The organism is Sphingobacterium sp. UBA6317 (assembly GCF_002440385.1).
GTDB classification, from domain to species: Bacteria; Bacteroidota; Bacteroidia; order Sphingobacteriales; family Sphingobacteriaceae; genus Sphingobacterium; species Sphingobacterium multivorum.
On sequence record NZ_DJTD01000046.1, the window covers coordinates 472,843 to 489,203 of the forward strand.

Below are 16,361 nucleotides of genomic sequence, written 5' to 3' on the forward strand. Positions count from 1 at the left end.
GAAGAGATAGAAAATCGTTGCTATAATGCGCCTTTGTAATAGAAATTTAACAAAAAATTCCTTATTTTGCTCTGTTTTTAATACATTTATCGCTAGAAACTCATTTTCAGCATTCACTTTAACATAATGAATAAGAAAATCATTTTAGCCGCTTCGTTGTTGGGAGCATTAGCTGTAATATTAGGTGCCTTTGGCGCTCATGGTCTAGAAGGAAAGGTAAGTACATATCATATTGAAACTTGGAAAACTGCAAACCAGTATCATTTCTATCATACCTTCGCCCTGTTATTTTTATCTACTTTTTCGCGAGCAAAGACGTACTCGATTAAAGTATCATTTATTGCTTTCCTCATTGGTATACTTTTTTTCTCAGGGTCGTTGTATGTCTTAAGTGTGCGAGAAATAACCGGCTTTGGCAATCCGTCTATTTTAGGACCTATCACGCCTTTGGGAGGATTGTCTTTGATCGTTGGCTGGGTTGCGCTATTTATAGCAGCGCTAAAAAATAAATCGTAATCCTATTTAATTGCCTATGTCGATACGAAATCATATTCGTATTTAATCATAACAGAGCCTTCTTGAATAAATTCAGGAAGGCTTTTTTAGGTTACAATGGATTGACCAGTGATCGCTTGGCTTTCACACTCCGATGTCGCTTTGGCGCCGTATGATTGTAGACGGTTTTATGTATTGCCGGAGTCGTTTGACCGCTATTCCTGAAGGTTTTTTTGTACTTTTATACCATAATTTGAATTTATGTCCAATCCACAATCTACGATTTTTAGTGAAAGAGATACGCTGTTTGTTGATGTGGTCCTACCACTAGCATTAGCAAGAACATATACGTATCGTATTCCGGTTGACTGGAACGATCGTGTGCAGGTCGGTGTACGTGTCATCGTGCAATTTGGACGGAATAAGATCTATTCTGCGGTTGTCAAGTCCATTAGCCAGGAAGCACCAAAGCACTATGAAGCAAAGTATATTTTGGACATCATTGATGAAAAACCCATTGTCAATTTAGCTCAGTTTAAACTGTGGGACTGGCTAGCCGATTATTATATGTGTAGTTTGGGCGAAGTCATGCAGGCTGCGCTGCCCTCGGCATTGAAGCTGGCCAGTGAGACCAAAGTCGTTTCATCGATTGGGGAAGAATTTGACCGTTCCACACTATCAGATAAGGAGTATCTCATCATCGAAGCTTTGGAGGTGGCGGGAGAACTAAAAGTCAATGATATTGTGAAATTGCTGGGACAAAAAACAGTCTTCCCTATATTAAAACAATTATTTGACAAAGGAATTGTTTTGATTTCTGAAGAGATTACAGAACGATATAAACCCAAGACCAAAGCATTTTTGCGTTTTGCGCCCGACTTTCGAAATGAAGATGCAAAAAGAGAATTGTTGGACAGCTTAAATCGTGCACCAAAACAACAAGATGCGGTATTGGCATTTATGCAGCTGGTCAAAAAAACGGAGGAAATTACGCGACCCATGTTGACGGAGGCCTCAGGCTGTGGTAACGGTGCAATTACGGCTTTGATTGACAAAGGTGTTTTTGAAATAAAGGAAAAGGTTGTATCCCGGTTTCAGGGGGAAGATATCGAACTGGATGCCAATTTTCAATTTAATGAAAATCAGCAAAGGGCTTATGCCGAAATACAAGAGTCGTTTGAAGAGAAGGAAGTTACCCTGTTGCATGGTGTGACTGCTTCGGGAAAAACACAGATTTATATACGACTTATCGAACAAGCAATCGCAGCGGGAAAATCAGCCCTCTATCTACTGCCTGAGATTGCGCTGACAGCGCAGATTACAGCGCGCTTAAAGTTGCATTTCGGCGATAAACTGGGGGTGTACCACTCTAAGTTTAATGATAATGAGCGTGCCGAGGTGTGGCATAAAGTCATGAAGAATGAATTTCAGGTTGTGATTGGGGCTCGTTCTTCCGTCTTTCTGCCATTTCAGGATTTAGGGATCATCATCGTTGATGAAGAGCACGAAAGCTCCTATAAGCAGTTTGATCCAGCCCCACGTTACCATGCCCGCGATACGGCCATTTACCTCGGATTTCTACATCAGACCAAAGTACTATTGGGATCCGCGACGCCTTCTTTGGAAAGTTATTACAATGCCAAAGCTAAGAAGTATGGCTTTGTGCAGCTGCTTGAGCGTTATGGCAATGCCCAATTGCCAAGTATTGAGTTGGTGAATATTCCCGAAGAAGGAAGAAAGGAAAATATGTTTTCCTATTTTTCGGGTATCTTGTTAAAGGCAATTGAAGAAGCTGTAAAAAATAAAGAGCAGGTTATATTATTTCAAAATAGACGTGGGCACACGACAATGATCCAGTGTAATACCTGTGGATTTGTTGCAAAATGTGTCAATTGTGATGTCAGCTTAACCTATCACAAGAGCTCTAATATGATGCATTGCCATTACTGTGGTCATGTGGAGCCTCCACTTCGTGTTTGTCCAGCCTGTGGAATGCCCCATATCGAAAGTAAAGGCTTCGGTACAGAACGGGTAGAGGAAGAACTTGAAATCCTGATGCCCGAAATCCGCATCGGTCGCTTGGATCTGGATTCCACAAAAGGCAAATATGGTTTCGACAAAATTATCACGGCTTTTGATGAGCATGAATTTGATGTTCTTATAGGGACACAAATGGTCGCTAAGGGGCTCGATTTCGGAAGAGTAAGCCTTATTGGTGTTGTCAATGCAGATACGATCATTAACTTTCCGGATTTCCGTTCGTATGAACGATCATTTTCGTTATTTTCCCAGGTAGCAGGACGCGCAGGTCGACGTGAAGCCGGCGGAAAAGTTATCATCCAGAGCTACACCACGAATCATCGGGTTTTAGAACAGGTGGTCAATAACGATTATGAAGGGATGTTTATGACTGAAATTACAGAACGTAAAAACTATCTTTATCCTCCTTTCTACCGTCTCATTCGGATTGATATTAAACATACGGATTTTCAGAAATGCTATGATTCGGCCAATCGTTTTGCCTCGGCGCTGCGGCAACAGTTGGGTGCAAGGGTATTGGGACCGGAGCCGCCTTTAGTTTCTCGTGTGCGGAATAATTTTATCCAGACCATTACCTTGAAGATTGAGCGAACAAATATTAGTATTGCAAAGGTCAAGGAATTGATCCGTTCGGTGCTCCTCGATTTTGAAATCGATAAAACCAATGCTGGTGTGCGCGTTCAGGTCGATGTAGATCCTTATTAGTGACAGCTATTGCCCGCATTAACTTGTAAAAACGAGCGTTCTTGGTAAACTTAAATCACGTGCGCTTATCGTTTTCTTCGCGGCCAAATTCAAGAGGTCAACGGAGGTTGAGCCTAAGGGAAAGATGATTCGGAAAATAAAGCAAATTAACTTGAAAATACGTACAGTGTTGGTATTGAATTATTTGTGATTAATTCTGTTTAATGTGCCTTTTAAAAGGTAAATTTGAAACATCATGGCGTACAAGTTTATTGATAATTATCGGGAGAAAGGTGCTCGTAAGAAATTGGTTGAACATCTAAAAAGCCGGGGCATTGCGGACCAGAAAGTATTAGATGCCATTGGCAAGGTACCACGTCACTATTTTTTTGATGAAACATTCTGGAATCAGGCCTATCGGGATATTGCTTTTCCAATAGGTGACGGACAAACAATTTCGCAGCCGTATACCGTCGCCTATCAATCTGAACTGCTCCACGTGAAAAAAGGAGATAAAGTACTGGAAATTGGTACGGGATCGGGGTACCAAACCTGTATCTTGTTGGAACTTGGCGCAGAGGTGTATACTATCGAACGTCAGGAAAACCTATATCAACGAACCATTCAAGTGTTGCCCTACATGGGCTATAAACCAAATTTCTTTTTAGGTGATGGCTCCAAGGGAATCGAAGAGCACGCCCCTTATGACAAGATTATTGTCACTGCAGGTGCGCCTTTCGTGCCAGAGGTTATGTTGAAGCAGTTGAAAATGGGCGGAATTTTTGTGATCCCTGTAGGAGACGAAAAATCGCAAAAGATGATGACGATCATTCGGGTAGGTGAAAATGATTTTGACCGTATCGAATTGGATACGTTTCGTTTTGTGCCTTTGGTGGGTGATCAAGCTTGGTAGGAGATCCATTCAACCAGTTCCGATGGCCTCCCCCAAGGTCTGCGAGTGACAATCGAGCCCTTGTTTCTTGAGCAGATGCAAAATAGCCATGATTAAATTGAAATGAACGTGAAAGAATAAATATTCACCTTATGACGCCAACTGCAATACAATATGACCAAAAGCATCGCGAAACCGCTTCAACTGTGGTCAAATTAAATAAACAAGTCAACACGCTCAGCTTGTCGCGGCTATTTGTGATACTCGGTGGCGGAGCGTTGTTATTTTATACCTTTCAACTGGAAAGCCTTCCGCTGGTTTTTTTCTGCTTTTTTGGACTATTGTTCCTATTTGCCTATCTGGTGCGGAAGCAGAGCCAGTTAGAGCTTCAGAAGAACTATTTTGAAGCTTATTTGAAAGTTTTGGCAAATGAACAGGCCCTAGCAGAAGGGAAACTAAACATGTATGACCATGGTGAGCATTTCGAAAACGGAGCTCATCCTTATAGCTCCGATATGGATATCTTTGGCACATACTCCTTATTCGCGCAGATAAATCGGGCAACGACCAAACAGGGGATTGATCTTTTGGCTTCTTGGCTTGATGCGCCTCTCCAAAGCAATCAAATTCAACGCAATCAAGAAGCATCACAGGAACTCGAAAATGAATCCGAATGGATATGGGATTTTCAGGCAAAGCTCTTGGCCAATCTGAACCATAAATTGGATATCAAGGCATTTTTGACAAATTACTTTCAAGACCGAAATTTTCAATTCGGAAATGCTTTTATGCGATTTTATATCAAAGCAGGCCCTGTTTTATTTTTGGTCGTTTTAGCGGGCAGCTTTTTCGTGCCAAAATTGGCTGGAGTGGCAACCTTGATAGGACTATTTCATATTCTTTGGGCATTGGCCAAAGCAGGAAGTGTGAGTATGTTCTCGTCGCGAATAGACAAAATTGGTGGCGTGCTGGGATCATATGCAGATGCGATTCAATCGATCGAAGACCACGCATGGAAGTCTATTGCTATGCAGGAGATCGCCGGAGAGCTAAAACAAAACCGGGGAACAGCATCCATTTCCTTTGCCTTTAAAAAACTCGCTGGTCTTATTAACAACTTGGACGCACGGAATAATGTCTTTGTTGGGCTATTTCTAAACCTATTTCTCCTTTGGGACTTTAGACAAGTATTGGCTATTGTTGATTGGAAGAATAAATACGAAAACGAGATTCTGAATTCATTCGATACCTTGGCTAAGGTGGAGGCTGTCACTAGTCTTGCTATTTGGAAGAGAAACCATTCGTCTTATAGTTATCCAGTAATTTTGGATAATCCGCTGGAAAATAAGATTGACGCGCAAGGGTTATATCATCCACTGATCCCAAGCAGTCAGGTCGTCGCCAATGATTACAGTAGTATAGATCATCGTGTTGCTTTGGTAACAGGTTCAAACATGGCTGGAAAGAGTACATTTCTGCGGACAGTAGGTATTAATGCAATTTTGGCTTATGCCGGAGCTGCGGTTGCAGCGACTTCTTTTCAGCTCCCGATTTACAAACTAATATCCTATATGCGCATCAAGGATAACCTGAATGAAAGTACGTCGACATTTAAAGCAGAACTGAATCGGATGAAATTTATATTGGATACAGTTTCAGTACATAGCGATAGCTTTTTTCTAATCGATGAGATGCTTCGTGGAACAAATTCAGTCGACAAATATCTTGGCTCCCGTGCAATCATAAAGAAACTGGTTCGATTGGACGGTAAGGGTATGGTGGCTACACACGACTTACAACTGTCCAGTTTACAAGAGGAATTCCCGGGAGATATCAAAAATTATCATTTTGACATTCGTGTTGATGCGGGGCAGATGCTGTTTGATTATAAGCTGAAGATAGGGGAATGTAAGATATTCAATGCGTCGCTCTTATTGAAAGGTATAGGCGTGGATATTGACGAAAATATGGAATAAAAATGACGGAACTGGAGCTAGATTGGTTTACATTTGTCTCCTCTTAAATCCACTAAATAAAACAATAAATGACTTTACAAGAACGTATTGATTTATCAGAAACACATGTTTGCACGACCGTGTTTCCGTTTTTGACAAATCATCACGATACTTTATTCGGCGGCAAGGCAATGTCCATTATGGACGAAGTATCGTTTATGGCTGCGACACGATTTTGCCGCAAAACGTTGGTGACTGTATCGACAGACCGTATTGACTTCAATAAGGCAATTCCTTCCGGAAGTATTATTGAAGCGGTCGCGCGGGTTCAAAATGTAGGCCGGACCAGCTTGAAGGTGAAGGTCGACATATTTTTGGAACATATGTACAAGGAAGGAAGAGAATTGGCCATTGAGGGTGTTTTTACATTTGTTGCCCTTGATGAAAACAGACAGCCAATTCCAGTCCTTGAAGGCTTGGATATTGAATGAAATTTTAGCTTCCGAATGCGGAAACTCGAGAGAGATTTTTTTAAAATTATAACATGGAAAAGGGTCGCAGATTGCAATGCGACCCTTTTTGTCATTCGTTTCTCTTGATTGGGCTGAGGTCGTTAAGTTCTTCGGCTGTAAATAAACGATAATGAACTTTGAAAGTTTTACCCAGTGGGGTTTCCAATGAGAATCCCCCCGGACCAAATCCATCCAGCACATCGAGTGTGAAATGCGCATGTTTCCAATATTCAAAGAGATCCCGATCCACCCAAAACTCATATCCTTCGGCTAATCCGATCATGGCGTCATTTGTCCTAGGAAAATAACCTCCTTCCTCAAAACACTGTGGCTGTGTACCCTCGCAGCAACCTCCGGCCTGATAAAACATTAATTTACCATGCTTCGCTTCAAGTTCATGAATGAGCTCCCTGGCTTTTTCAGTGATGTCTAGTCTATTGATCATGGTGAAATTCGTTTATGTGTTTTAGCATTGACGAATAGGAAATTCAGCTGAAGGGGCAGCATTTGCTCCCCCTAAACTCGGGTATCTAGCTGTTCGAAAAGAATACCCGGTACGCTTCAGTTAAAAGAAACCAAGTTTTTCTTTACTGTAGGAAATCAACATATTTTTAGCCTGTCTGTAATGGGCAAGCATCATTTTATGGTTTTCCCGTCCAATTCCTGATTGTTTGTATCCGCCAAATGGGGCACCCGCTGGGTAGGAGTGATACTGATTTACCCAAACACGTCCTGCTTGTATGGCACGTGGGATCTGATAAAGCTGATGTGCATCTCGGGTCCATACACCTGCTCCGAGACCATACATGGTGTCGTTGGCGATAGCAATTGCTTCTTGTTCATCCTTGAACGTGGTGACTGCCAACACGGGGCCGAAGATTTCTTCCTGGAAAATACGCATGCTATTATCGCCTTTGAATAGGGTAGGTTTGATGTAGTAGCCTTCTTCAAAACCAGCACCGACATTGTTTTCATCACCGCCGGTCAATACTTCGGCCCCTTCTTCTTTGCCAAGTTTAATATAGGACATAATTTTGTCCTTTTGGATCTTCGATGCCTGAGCACCCATCATTGTTGTTGGGTCTAATGGATCGCCCACTTTGATCTGATTAACCCGATCGACTACTTTAGCGATAAATTTTTCATATATGTCCTCCTGGATCAGTAAACGAGAAGGACAGGTACAAATTTCGCCCTGATTGAGTGCGAATAATACGGCTCCTTCCACTGCTTTGTCCAAAAATGCATCGTCTGCATCCATAACCGAACTAAAGAAAATATTGGGCGATTTCCCACCCAATTCTAGGGTTACCGGAATGATATTTTCAGTCGCATATTGCATAACCAAACGTCCAGTTGCTGTGGAACCAGTGAATGCTGCTTTGGAAACCTTTGGGTTTGTGACCAAAGAACGACCAAGTTCTGCGCCGAAACCGTTAACGATATTGACTACTCCGGCAGGAATCAGATCACCGATAATCTCCATAAGGACAAGAATGGATGTGGGTGTACTTTCAGCAGGTTTTAATACGACGGTGTTCCCTGCGGCAAGGGCCGGAGCTAGTTTCCATACGGCCATTAGAATCGGGAAATTCCATGGAATAATCTGTGCAACAACTCCGATTGGTTCGTGTACAATCAGTGACACTGTATTGCTGTCCAATTCGCTTATGGACCCCTCTTCAGCGCGGATTACACCAGCAAAATACCTGAAATGGTCGATTGCCAATGGGATATCGGCATTTAATGTTTCACGTACCGCTTTTCCGTTGTCTATCGTTTCAACGGCGGCGATATATTCTAAATTAGCTTCAATGCGGTCAGCAATTTTATTGAGGATAATACTTCGTTCTGTAGCCGAGGTTTGTCCCCAAGTTTCAAAAGCTTTAGCGGCGGTGTCGACAGCGAGATCCAGATCTTCTTTTGTTGAATGGGCAACTTGAGTAAACACTTTTCCATCTACCGGCGAAATATTATCGAAGTATTTTCCTTGAATTGGTGCGACAAATTTACCACCAATGTAGTTGTCATATCGTTCTTTGAACGATGGTCTTTTGATTGCGCTCATATGGTTTATTTATTAATTATTTTTAATCCCTTCTTATCAAAGTTAGCCAGCAATTATTCAATGGTGTAGCAGAATTGATCCAAAACATAGCACAATTGTGGCACATAACTTTCGCTCATAGTTTATTTTATTTATTATATTTGATTGACTGCCAATTATATTTAATTGTTGCACTATGGAAAATAGGACGCTGATTCATACATTGCCATTTTCGCGGAAGGGGGAGCTCAGCACATTAGTGGAGAACCGACGCGCATTTACGTTAGATAGCTTGGAGCTTAATATCTACGAAACATATCGGATATCGCAGCATGTACCTTTATGTTTTGATGATTTGGTTATGATTAATATGATCCAGGGTAAAAAAATCATGCATTTGGAGAATGTAAAGGCTTTTGACTATCTGCCCGGTCAGATGATGGTGTTACCTGCATCGGTGGCTATGCATATTGATTTTCCAGAAGCGACCCTCGACCAGCCCACGCAGTGTACCGCTTTAACAATTCATAGAGAGAAGATAGCAGCAGTCTTAGATTATCTAAATGAGTTTTATCCAAAAGAACATGTCAATCAATGGCGGCTTGATCCGGAGTTTTTTCACCTGTACAATTCGACTGAGCTTGCCGATCTGGTGAACAAGTTGTTTCAGATCATTATTAGTGAAAATCCGTTGAAAGATGTGCTTGCAGATCTGACCTTTAAAGAGCTTACGATTCGGCTACTTCAGTCACAGTCGATGATGGCATTAAAAATTGGGAAGTCGCCCAACAAAGTACTGTTACACGTGCAGGAATTTATTCAGAAACATATTACCGAGAAAATTTCAATTGGTCTATTGGAGCGGACTGCTCACATGAGCAAAGCGAGCCTTACGCGGATGTTTAACCGTGAACTTGGACTTAGTCCAATGGAGTATGTGATCCAACAGCGTATCGAGAAGGCAAAAAAGATGCTTTTACTCACCCGTAATGTAAAGGAGTCGTGCTATGGGGCAGGATTTAATGATGTCAACTACTTTGTTCGGCTTTTTAAAAGCAGGGTAGGCATGACGCCAGGCGCATTTGTCCTGGCGCGTTAACCTAAAATTTCATCACGCGATCAAGCTCACGTTTAACATCTCTTTCTTTGATGTTTTCTCGTTTGTCAAAATCTTTTTTACCCTGTGCCAAGGCAATTTCAACTTTGGCAAACCCCCGGGCACTGATAAAGATGCGTAGGGGTACAATGGTAAAACCACGTTCTTCCCCTTTCTCTTTCAGTTTTTTTAATTCTCTTTTTGTCAATAGCAGTTGACGGTCGCGTTTTGCTTCATGGTTATAGAAAGATCCCATGGAATATTCGGCAATGTGCATGTTACGGATGTATAATCCGTCCTCAAAAAAACTACAGAAACTATCGTTAATATTTGCCTTTCCTTCGCGTATGGATTTTATTTCTGTACCCAATAATCGAATTCCTGCAATGTACTTGTCCAGTAAGTGGTATTCAAAAGAAGCTTTTTTATTTTTTATATTGATATCTGAAGATAAAGCCATATATTGTTGTATATTAGTAAGTCTATACCATTGCTATTGCAATGAACCTAAATGTAACTAATTATAGGATAATTTAAAGTTCGCAAATATAATTATTAAAATTGTCTTATTTTAAAGTAGAATTGTGTGGGGCGGATGTTAGCGGAGTATTAAAATAAAATTAACTGTTTTGGGCGATGTGTTAAAAATATGACTAAATTTAAGTGAAAGTCAGATTATGTTTTCGTATGTTTGCAACGTTTTTTGGAATTATTGTGAATATATACAACGTAGCATTTCAACTTACATTGTGGATATAGCAGATTTTTAGTCGGAGACCGAGTTTTTTATATAAAAGTCCAATTCGATAATTTTGTTTGTTACAATAACATCTAAAAGTTAGAAATAGTTTTAGAAATACCTTTTTATCGCATGAGTAAAGGAAAGTTAGGCGAGAAAATATCGCAATTTAAGATTGTTGAGGAGTTGAAAGCTAAGGGCTTATATGCCTATTTTAGACCTATTCAATCAAAACAAGATACCGAAGTAAAAATCGATGGTAGACGTGTGTTGATGTTTGGTTCTAACTCTTATTTAGGGTTAACGACTGATACACGTATTATAAAAGCAGCGCAAGATGCTTTGGAAAAGTATGGTACTGGATGTGCTGGATCTCGTTTCTTAAACGGTACGTTGGATATTCACGTGGAACTGGAAGAAAAATTATCTGCTTATGTAGGTAAAGAAGCCGCTATTCTGTTTAGTACAGGATTCCAATCAAATCTAGGGCCTTTGTCATGTCTAATGGGACGTAATGATTATATTTTGTTGGATGAGCGTGACCACGCATCAATTATTGATGGTAGCCGTTTGTCTTTTTCCAAAGTAATCAAATACGGACACAATAATATGGAGGACTTACGTGCTAAGTTATCACGCCTACCTGAGGATAGTGCGAAGTTAATTTGTACGGATGGTATCTTTAGTATGGAGGGGGATATTGTTAATTTGCCTGAACTTACGTCGATTGCCAATGAGTTTGATGCTGCAGTAATGGTCGACGATGCACACAGTTTAGGTGTTATTGGGCACAAAGGAGCTGGTACAGCTTCTCATTTTGGGCTTAATGATGATGTAGACTTGATTATGGGTACATTTAGTAAATCGTTAGCATCTTTAGGTGGATTTGTCGCAGGTGATGCAGATGTGATCGATTTCTTAAAACACAATGCGCGCTCTGTGATGTTCAGTGCTTCAATGACTCCAGCTTCGGTTGCTTCAACATTGAAAGCTTTGGAAATTATTCAAAATGAGCCTGAGCATATTGAAAAATTATGGAAAAACACAGATTATGCCAAAGCACAATTACTGGATCATGGGTTTGATCTAGGTGCTACGGAAAGTCCTATTTTACCAATCTTTATTCGTAGCAATGAAAAAACGTTCTGGGTAACTAAAATGCTCCAAGATGATGGTGTATTTGTTAATCCAGTTGTTTCTCCAGCAGTTCCTGCAGAAGAGTCTTTGATTCGTTTTTCATTGATGGCGACACATACTTATGACCAAATCGACGAGGCTATTGAGAAGATGGTTAAAGTATTCAAACAAGCTGAAGTTGAAACATTAATATAAAATCTAATCGTATGATTCAGATTATACCCGTTGAAACAAAGAAACAAAGACGGCTCTTTATAGATTTCCCTCATAGTCTCTATGAGGGAAATCCTAATTATGTACCTGCCTTATTTCTTGAACAAAACGATTTGCTTTCCCCTGACAAGCATCCCTTTTATAAACATTCCCAAGCACAACCTTTTCTAGCTTATCGTAACGATAAGATTGTCGGTCGTATATGTGCCATCTGGAACAATAACCATAATGCTTTCAATCATGTGAATGAAGGGCAGTGGGGTTTTTTCGATTGTATAGATGATCAAGAAGTCGCAAACGCGTTATTTGAGACTGCAGAGAAATGGGTTAAAGCTAAAGGAGGGGATACGATCGTTGGGCCGATCAATTTATCAACCAATGATACCGTTGGTTTGTTGGTTGACGGTTTTGATAAGCCTCCAGTAGCCATGATGCCCTACAATTCACCGTATTACATCGACTTGATTACCAATTCGGGTTATGGACATAAAGTGGATTTGAGAGCTTACTTGGTCATGGAAAAGTCGGCGGATAAACGTTCAGTCATGCTTTTGGATAGACTGGAAGAGCGTTTGAAAAGATCTGGCATTACATTGCGTCAATTCAATGTGAAGGATTTTAAAAACGAGGCAGCAAAAGTTCGTGATATTTATAATAGAGCATGGGATAAGAATTCGGGTTTTGTTCCGATGACAGAGGACGAATTTAATTATACGGCCAAAGATTTAAAAATGATTCTCGATCCGCGTTTTGCCATCGTTGCAGAGAAGGATGGTGAGCTTGTTGGCTTTGGTCTAGGGATACCCGATATCAATCAGATCCTTATCAAAGTGAAGCGAGGACGTCTACTTCCTACGGGTATTTTTAAATTGTTATTTGGAAAGAAAAAAATAAACTTGCTTCGGGTACTCATGTTAGGGGTGTTAGAAGACTATCGTAAACTTGGTATTGAAGCATGTCTGTATGGCCGAATTATAAAGGAATCAAAAGATTCTAATATCGAGGGGGCCGAATGTTCGTGGATGTTGGAGCATAATTACATGATGAACCACGCTATTGAACAAATGAATGGAGAATTGTACAAACGTTATCGTTTGTATCAAAAATCATTATGATAGAAAAAGTATTAATCACTGGAGCGAGTGGTTTTGTAGGCTATCATTTGACAAGAGCAGCGAAAGAGGGGGGGATGGAAGTTCATGCCGCGGTGAGGAAGTCAAGTGATGTTTCAGAAATTCGCTCCGTTGTAGATAAATTTGTTTATCCGGATTTCTCTGATGAAGAGTCTATCAGCGAATTACTGGAAGCGGAAAACTATACCTATGTTGTTCATGCTGCGGCAATGACTCGTGCCAAGCACGAAGAAGATCTCGAAAAGGTCAATGTTGGTTATACAAAAAACTTGGCATCGGCTTGTTTTTCTTTAAAAACTCCCATCAAAAGATTTGTTTTCGTTAGTAGTCTTGCGGCAATCGGTCCTGTTAGCTACGATGCTAACCTTATCGATGAGAGCAATCCCTATCGCCCTGTTACGGCCTATGGTCGTAGTAAACGGAAAGCGGAGCTCGCCTTGGATGATTTTAGAGATCAGCCACTAACGATTTTGCGCCCCACTGCAGTATACGGCCCTCGTGAAAAAGATATTTTTATTGTTTTTAAAACAATGAATGGCGGCCTGGATGCCTATGTTGGCCGCTCTCCTCAAAAGCTTAGCTTTATTTATGTTGCTGACCTGGTGCAGGCGATCATTCATGCCTGTCGTTTTGATCAAGGAGGAAAGCAGGTGTATAACCTCAGTGATGGGCAGGTGTATGGCCGTTATGAGTTGGCTAGATTTTTCAAAGAGTTTAGCCAAAAGAAAATGATTCGTATGCATATTCCTTTTGGTGTCGTGAAGACTATCGCGGTTATTTTTGAACGATTGTATAAAAAATCTAAAGCAATACCTGTGCTATATCCGGAGCGACTGAATGAACTTACAGCTGAAAACTGGGGCTGTGATATCTCGGCGGCTCAACGTCAGCTACAATACCAACCTAAATATGATTTGAAGAAAGGCTTAATGGAGGCATTGGCTTGGTATAAAGAAAATAAATGGCTATAATCGCAGATAATGAGTGAGTTAAAAATAAATAAAAAACTTTTTCAGGATAGAAAGAGAACAAATATCTTAAGTGAACCCGAACAAAAACTTATTTCGTACCTCGTACCTCGAATTCCAAATTGGATTACCTCGGATGGACTTACGGCAATTGGATTTTTAGGCTCCTTAATGATATTGGGGAGTTTTATCTTGGCTGAATATGTTGATATTCGCTATTTGCTTCTAGGGATCCCTGGTTTCTTTGTGCAGTGGTTTGGTGATTCATTAGATGGTCGTATCGCATTCTACCGTAATAAATCCCGTCGCTGGTACGGTTTCGCGTTGGATATTGTAATGGATTGGATTAGTACGGTTTTTATAGGATTGGGGTATGTGCTGTATACCGTGGGTGATTTTAAGTATCTGGGATTTACATTGGTCGCATTGTATGGCTGGGCAATGATTATTTCTCAGCTCAGGTATAGAATTACCGATAAGTATACGATAGACGCCGGAATTTTGGGGCCTACTGAAATTCGGGTGATTATTTCATTGGTTATGTTATTTGAAGTTTTAATGCCTGGGTCTATTAATTGGTGTGTACTGTTAATTTGTATCGCACTTTTTATAATTAATACAAATGATACACGCCTACTTCTTAAATTAGGCGATGAAAAAGATAAAGCGGATAAACTGAAAAAACAACAGGAGGAGGCTATTTAACGATGTCTTCAAAAGTTATTACTTTTTTAAAAGCCCAACTCTCCGCCTTTTTAGGCGGATTGTTTGATTTTGGAGTATACTCTGCTTGCTATAAGCTACTTCATATCAGTGCTCCTTTTTCCAATGTAATTAGTGGTAGCCTTGGTGCTGTTGTTAATTTTTTGATCAATCGATACTGGTCCTTCGGTAGCACGCAAAAGTCTGTCGGCAGTCAGTTATGGAAATTTGTGATCGTCGTTTGTGGTAGTATCACATTGAAGTCTACCGGAATTCATTTTCTGGTCGATGTATATCATGTAAACTTTTTGTTTTCGAAACTGGTTGTTGAGTTGCTTGTTTCTTTGGGCTTCAACTATACGCTTCAGCGTTTTTGGGTTTTTAAAGCTGAGGAGAAATCATAATTTCCTTCTTTTTTACGAATCAACTTTAGCTGTTTTCTTTTCCATCTCTGTTTTCCGATTCTTTCGATTTCGCGTAATCTCTTGCTACCATTTTTCGGTTTAGCAGGATATTAGTTTAGTTATCGCTCTAAATCAAAAGAAGGTTGTTTGACAGCCCATCCCTGTTGTATTTCTGTGAATCTATGTTATTGTCCGGTGCTGTGCCAAATGAGACTTTGGTCGTTGGCCTTACATTTTTTGTGTTGGCTATATGATAATATGGATCCTTATATGTTTATCCGTTTCTAAGCTAGTTTGTCATTTGAGTTGGTATTCCGAAGCAAAGGCTGCTCCGCTCCATCGTTAAATTGGGGTATTCCCCAGTCTGATGTTGAACCCTTGAATTGTTGTTGTTTCTGTATTTATACCGTGTTTTTCCGAGTTGTTTTCGTGTTGTAGCGTTGCTGGGAGTTTTTCGGCTGCGGTTCCGATTGGCGTTGCCCTTTTTTAGGGGCATCCGGGGGACATGGCCGCGTTCGGAGCGTCATTTGCCCGTTTTGGCAGCGGGGTGAGTGCGGGCTTAGAGTCGGAGACAACACGGACTCAACACTGACTCAACACGGTTGCAGGGCAAATCTGCCCCGACCATGGTACGAAGCCGGGGGGAAGGAAGCTGGGAGGTTCCCGCAGAGCTTGGGCAGCAGCCGGAGTCCTATCCCCAACCGGAACCCTAGTTAGCGCTAACTAGGGAAGAGTTGAGTATTCTTTATTCCTTAGTTTAGCTTTTGTTTATATTTAGCTTAGCAATAGGTTAGGTTTTGTTTAGCTATAAGCTATATTATACCTAAACAAAACCTAACTAAAACCTAAACTAAACCTAAGTAAAAGGGTGAGAAAGTATCGCTATAAAAGGAGGTATTCCGGTCCTACCAGTATCCGCCCGTTCCCGTCCATCGGCTATGGCTGACTCGCCCTCTGTCGGCTGCGCCTGTGCGCACCGTCTTTAACTGGCATTGAGCCGAGCGGCCTACCATAGTGATCCCGAGCTTAGGCAGATCGAACAATACAATGTCCATCCATGTTTCCGCTGCAGAGCCTGCACCAAGTCCCGGTTCCCTGCGATGTCCAGGTTAGAACCCGGCTCCCCGCCGCATTCTGCCCAGAAATCCGCCATCCCAGCCCTGCGATCACCTGTTTTACAAAAATAATCTCGCACCGTTACAGGCATTTAAGGGGAAAATGAAATAAATAAGAACAAAAGGCTTGGAAGTTTGTTTATAAACTCCCTATCTTTGCACCACTCCGCAAGGGAGGGACGGTTACTTCAAAAGAAGGAACCATGAAAAAAAAGAAGGGTTTAAGGGA

14 protein-coding genes are annotated in these 16,361 nt (G+C 41.0%); 11 read left to right on the top strand and 3 right to left on the bottom strand.

All coding sequences use genetic code 11. The features are described from left to right. Window positions 1-126 precede the first annotated feature (126 nt). The 5 genes from B3E92_RS16955 to B3E92_RS16975 all read left to right on the top strand — a co-directional run bounded on the left by B3E92_RS16955 (window position 127) and on the right by B3E92_RS16975 (window position 6,557). The gene (locus B3E92_RS16955; RefSeq protein WP_046672738.1) at window positions 127-516 is read left to right on the top strand and encodes a DUF423 domain-containing protein; all 390 of its coding nucleotides are present in this window, start codon (window positions 127-129) and stop codon (window positions 514-516) included. 240 nt (window positions 517-756) lie between these two features. After that, window positions 757-3,240: a replication restart helicase PriA gene (priA, locus tag B3E92_RS16960; protein ID WP_159333409.1), complete on the top strand. Its 2,484-nt coding sequence runs from the start codon at window positions 757-759 to the stop codon at window positions 3,238-3,240. A 235-nt stretch (window positions 3,241-3,475) separates the two neighbouring features. Further along, window positions 3,476-4,132, top strand: a complete 657-nt coding sequence (locus B3E92_RS16965; RefSeq protein WP_046672736.1) for a protein-L-isoaspartate(D-aspartate) O-methyltransferase — start codon at window positions 3,476-3,478, stop codon at window positions 4,130-4,132. 131 nt (window positions 4,133-4,263) lie between these two features. After that, window positions 4,264-6,087, top strand: coding sequence for a MutS-related protein (locus B3E92_RS16970; RefSeq protein ID WP_115046637.1), 1,824 nt, complete (start codon window positions 4,264-4,266; stop codon window positions 6,085-6,087). 68 nt (window positions 6,088-6,155) lie between these two features. Continuing rightward, the gene (locus B3E92_RS16975; RefSeq protein ID WP_070561224.1) at window positions 6,156-6,557 is read left to right on the top strand and encodes an acyl-CoA thioesterase; all 402 of its coding nucleotides are present in this window, start codon (window positions 6,156-6,158) and stop codon (window positions 6,555-6,557) included. Window positions 6,558-6,648: 91 nt separating this feature from the next. Here B3E92_RS16975 and B3E92_RS16980 read toward each other — a convergent pair whose 3' ends face one another. Both B3E92_RS16980 and B3E92_RS16985 read right to left on the bottom strand, forming a co-directional pair. Then, a complete protein-coding gene (locus tag B3E92_RS16980) occupies window positions 6,649-7,023 on the bottom strand; it encodes a DUF779 domain-containing protein (protein ID WP_046672734.1) in 375 nt (124 codons plus the stop codon). Window positions 7,024-7,143: 120 nt separating this feature from the next. After that, the gene (locus B3E92_RS16985) at window positions 7,144-8,646 is read right to left on the bottom strand and encodes an aldehyde dehydrogenase family protein (RefSeq protein WP_070561223.1); all 1,503 of its coding nucleotides are present in this window, start codon (window positions 8,644-8,646) and stop codon (window positions 7,144-7,146) included. 175 nt (window positions 8,647-8,821) lie between these two features. Between B3E92_RS16985 and B3E92_RS16990 the strand changes: the two genes are divergently transcribed. Beyond that, window positions 8,822-9,724: an AraC family transcriptional regulator gene (locus B3E92_RS16990; RefSeq protein ID WP_046672732.1), complete on the top strand. Its 903-nt coding sequence runs from the start codon at window positions 8,822-8,824 to the stop codon at window positions 9,722-9,724. A 1-nt stretch (window position 9,725) separates the two neighbouring features. Here B3E92_RS16990 and smpB read toward each other — a convergent pair whose 3' ends face one another. After that, entirely contained in the window at window positions 9,726-10,181 is a 456-nt protein-coding gene (gene smpB / locus B3E92_RS16995; protein ID WP_046672731.1) for an SsrA-binding protein SmpB, read from the bottom strand. A 411-nt stretch (window positions 10,182-10,592) separates the two neighbouring features. Between smpB and spt the strand changes: the two genes are divergently transcribed. The 5 genes from spt to B3E92_RS17020 are packed head-to-tail and all read left to right on the top strand — an operon-like array spanning window position 10,593 to window position 15,017. Beyond that, window positions 10,593-11,792 carry a serine palmitoyltransferase gene (gene spt, locus B3E92_RS17000; RefSeq protein ID WP_046672730.1) on the top strand — a complete coding sequence of 400 codons (1,200 nt, stop codon included), beginning with the start codon at window positions 10,593-10,595 and terminating at the stop codon, window positions 11,790-11,792. An 11-nt stretch (window positions 11,793-11,803) separates the two neighbouring features. Then, a complete protein-coding gene (locus B3E92_RS17005; RefSeq protein WP_286897610.1) occupies window positions 11,804-12,925 on the top strand; it encodes a hypothetical protein in 1,122 nt (373 codons plus the stop codon). Next, on the top strand, window positions 12,922-13,914 hold the full coding sequence (locus B3E92_RS17010) for an NAD-dependent epimerase/dehydratase family protein (RefSeq protein WP_286897612.1): 993 nt from the start codon (window positions 12,922-12,924) through the stop codon (window positions 13,912-13,914). The genes B3E92_RS17005 and B3E92_RS17010 overlap by 4 nt, the downstream gene beginning before the upstream one ends. Before the next feature lie 9 nt (window positions 13,915-13,923). Beyond that, a complete protein-coding gene (locus B3E92_RS17015; protein ID WP_070561220.1) occupies window positions 13,924-14,616 on the top strand; it encodes a CDP-alcohol phosphatidyltransferase family protein in 693 nt (230 codons plus the stop codon). Window positions 14,617-14,618: 2 nt separating this feature from the next. Beyond that, on the top strand, window positions 14,619-15,017 hold the full coding sequence (locus tag B3E92_RS17020; RefSeq protein ID WP_112374843.1) for a GtrA family protein: 399 nt from the start codon (window positions 14,619-14,621) through the stop codon (window positions 15,015-15,017). The last annotated feature ends 1,344 nt before the right edge of the window (window positions 15,018-16,361 follow it).

Coding starts and splice junctions, on each gene's coding strand:
- B3E92_RS16970 (WP_115046637.1), top strand. CDS start 4,264: ATGACGCCAACTGCAATACAATATGACCAAAAGCATCGCGAAACCGCT.
- B3E92_RS16980 (WP_046672734.1), bottom strand. CDS start 7,023: ATGATCAATAGACTAGACATCACTGAAAAAGCCAGGGAGCTCATTCAT.
- priA (WP_159333409.1), top strand. CDS start 757: ATGTCCAATCCACAATCTACGATTTTTAGTGAAAGAGATACGCTGTTT.
- B3E92_RS16965 (WP_046672736.1), top strand. CDS start 3,476: ATGGCGTACAAGTTTATTGATAATTATCGGGAGAAAGGTGCTCGTAAG.
- B3E92_RS16985 (WP_070561223.1), bottom strand. CDS start 8,646: ATGAGCGCAATCAAAAGACCATCGTTCAAAGAACGATATGACAACTAC.
- spt (WP_046672730.1), top strand. CDS start 10,593: ATGAGTAAAGGAAAGTTAGGCGAGAAAATATCGCAATTTAAGATTGTT.
- B3E92_RS17005 (WP_286897610.1), top strand. CDS start 11,804: ATGATTCAGATTATACCCGTTGAAACAAAGAAACAAAGACGGCTCTTT.
- B3E92_RS16975 (WP_070561224.1), top strand. CDS start 6,156: ATGACTTTACAAGAACGTATTGATTTATCAGAAACACATGTTTGCACG.
- B3E92_RS16955 (WP_046672738.1), top strand. CDS start 127: ATGAATAAGAAAATCATTTTAGCCGCTTCGTTGTTGGGAGCATTAGCT.
- B3E92_RS16990 (WP_046672732.1), top strand. CDS start 8,822: ATGGAAAATAGGACGCTGATTCATACATTGCCATTTTCGCGGAAGGGG.
- B3E92_RS17020 (WP_112374843.1), top strand. CDS start 14,619: ATGTCTTCAAAAGTTATTACTTTTTTAAAAGCCCAACTCTCCGCCTTT.
- B3E92_RS17010 (WP_286897612.1), top strand. CDS start 12,922: ATGATAGAAAAAGTATTAATCACTGGAGCGAGTGGTTTTGTAGGCTAT.
- B3E92_RS17015 (WP_070561220.1), top strand. CDS start 13,924: ATGAGTGAGTTAAAAATAAATAAAAAACTTTTTCAGGATAGAAAGAGA.
- smpB (WP_046672731.1), bottom strand. CDS start 10,181: ATGGCTTTATCTTCAGATATCAATATAAAAAATAAAAAAGCTTCTTTT.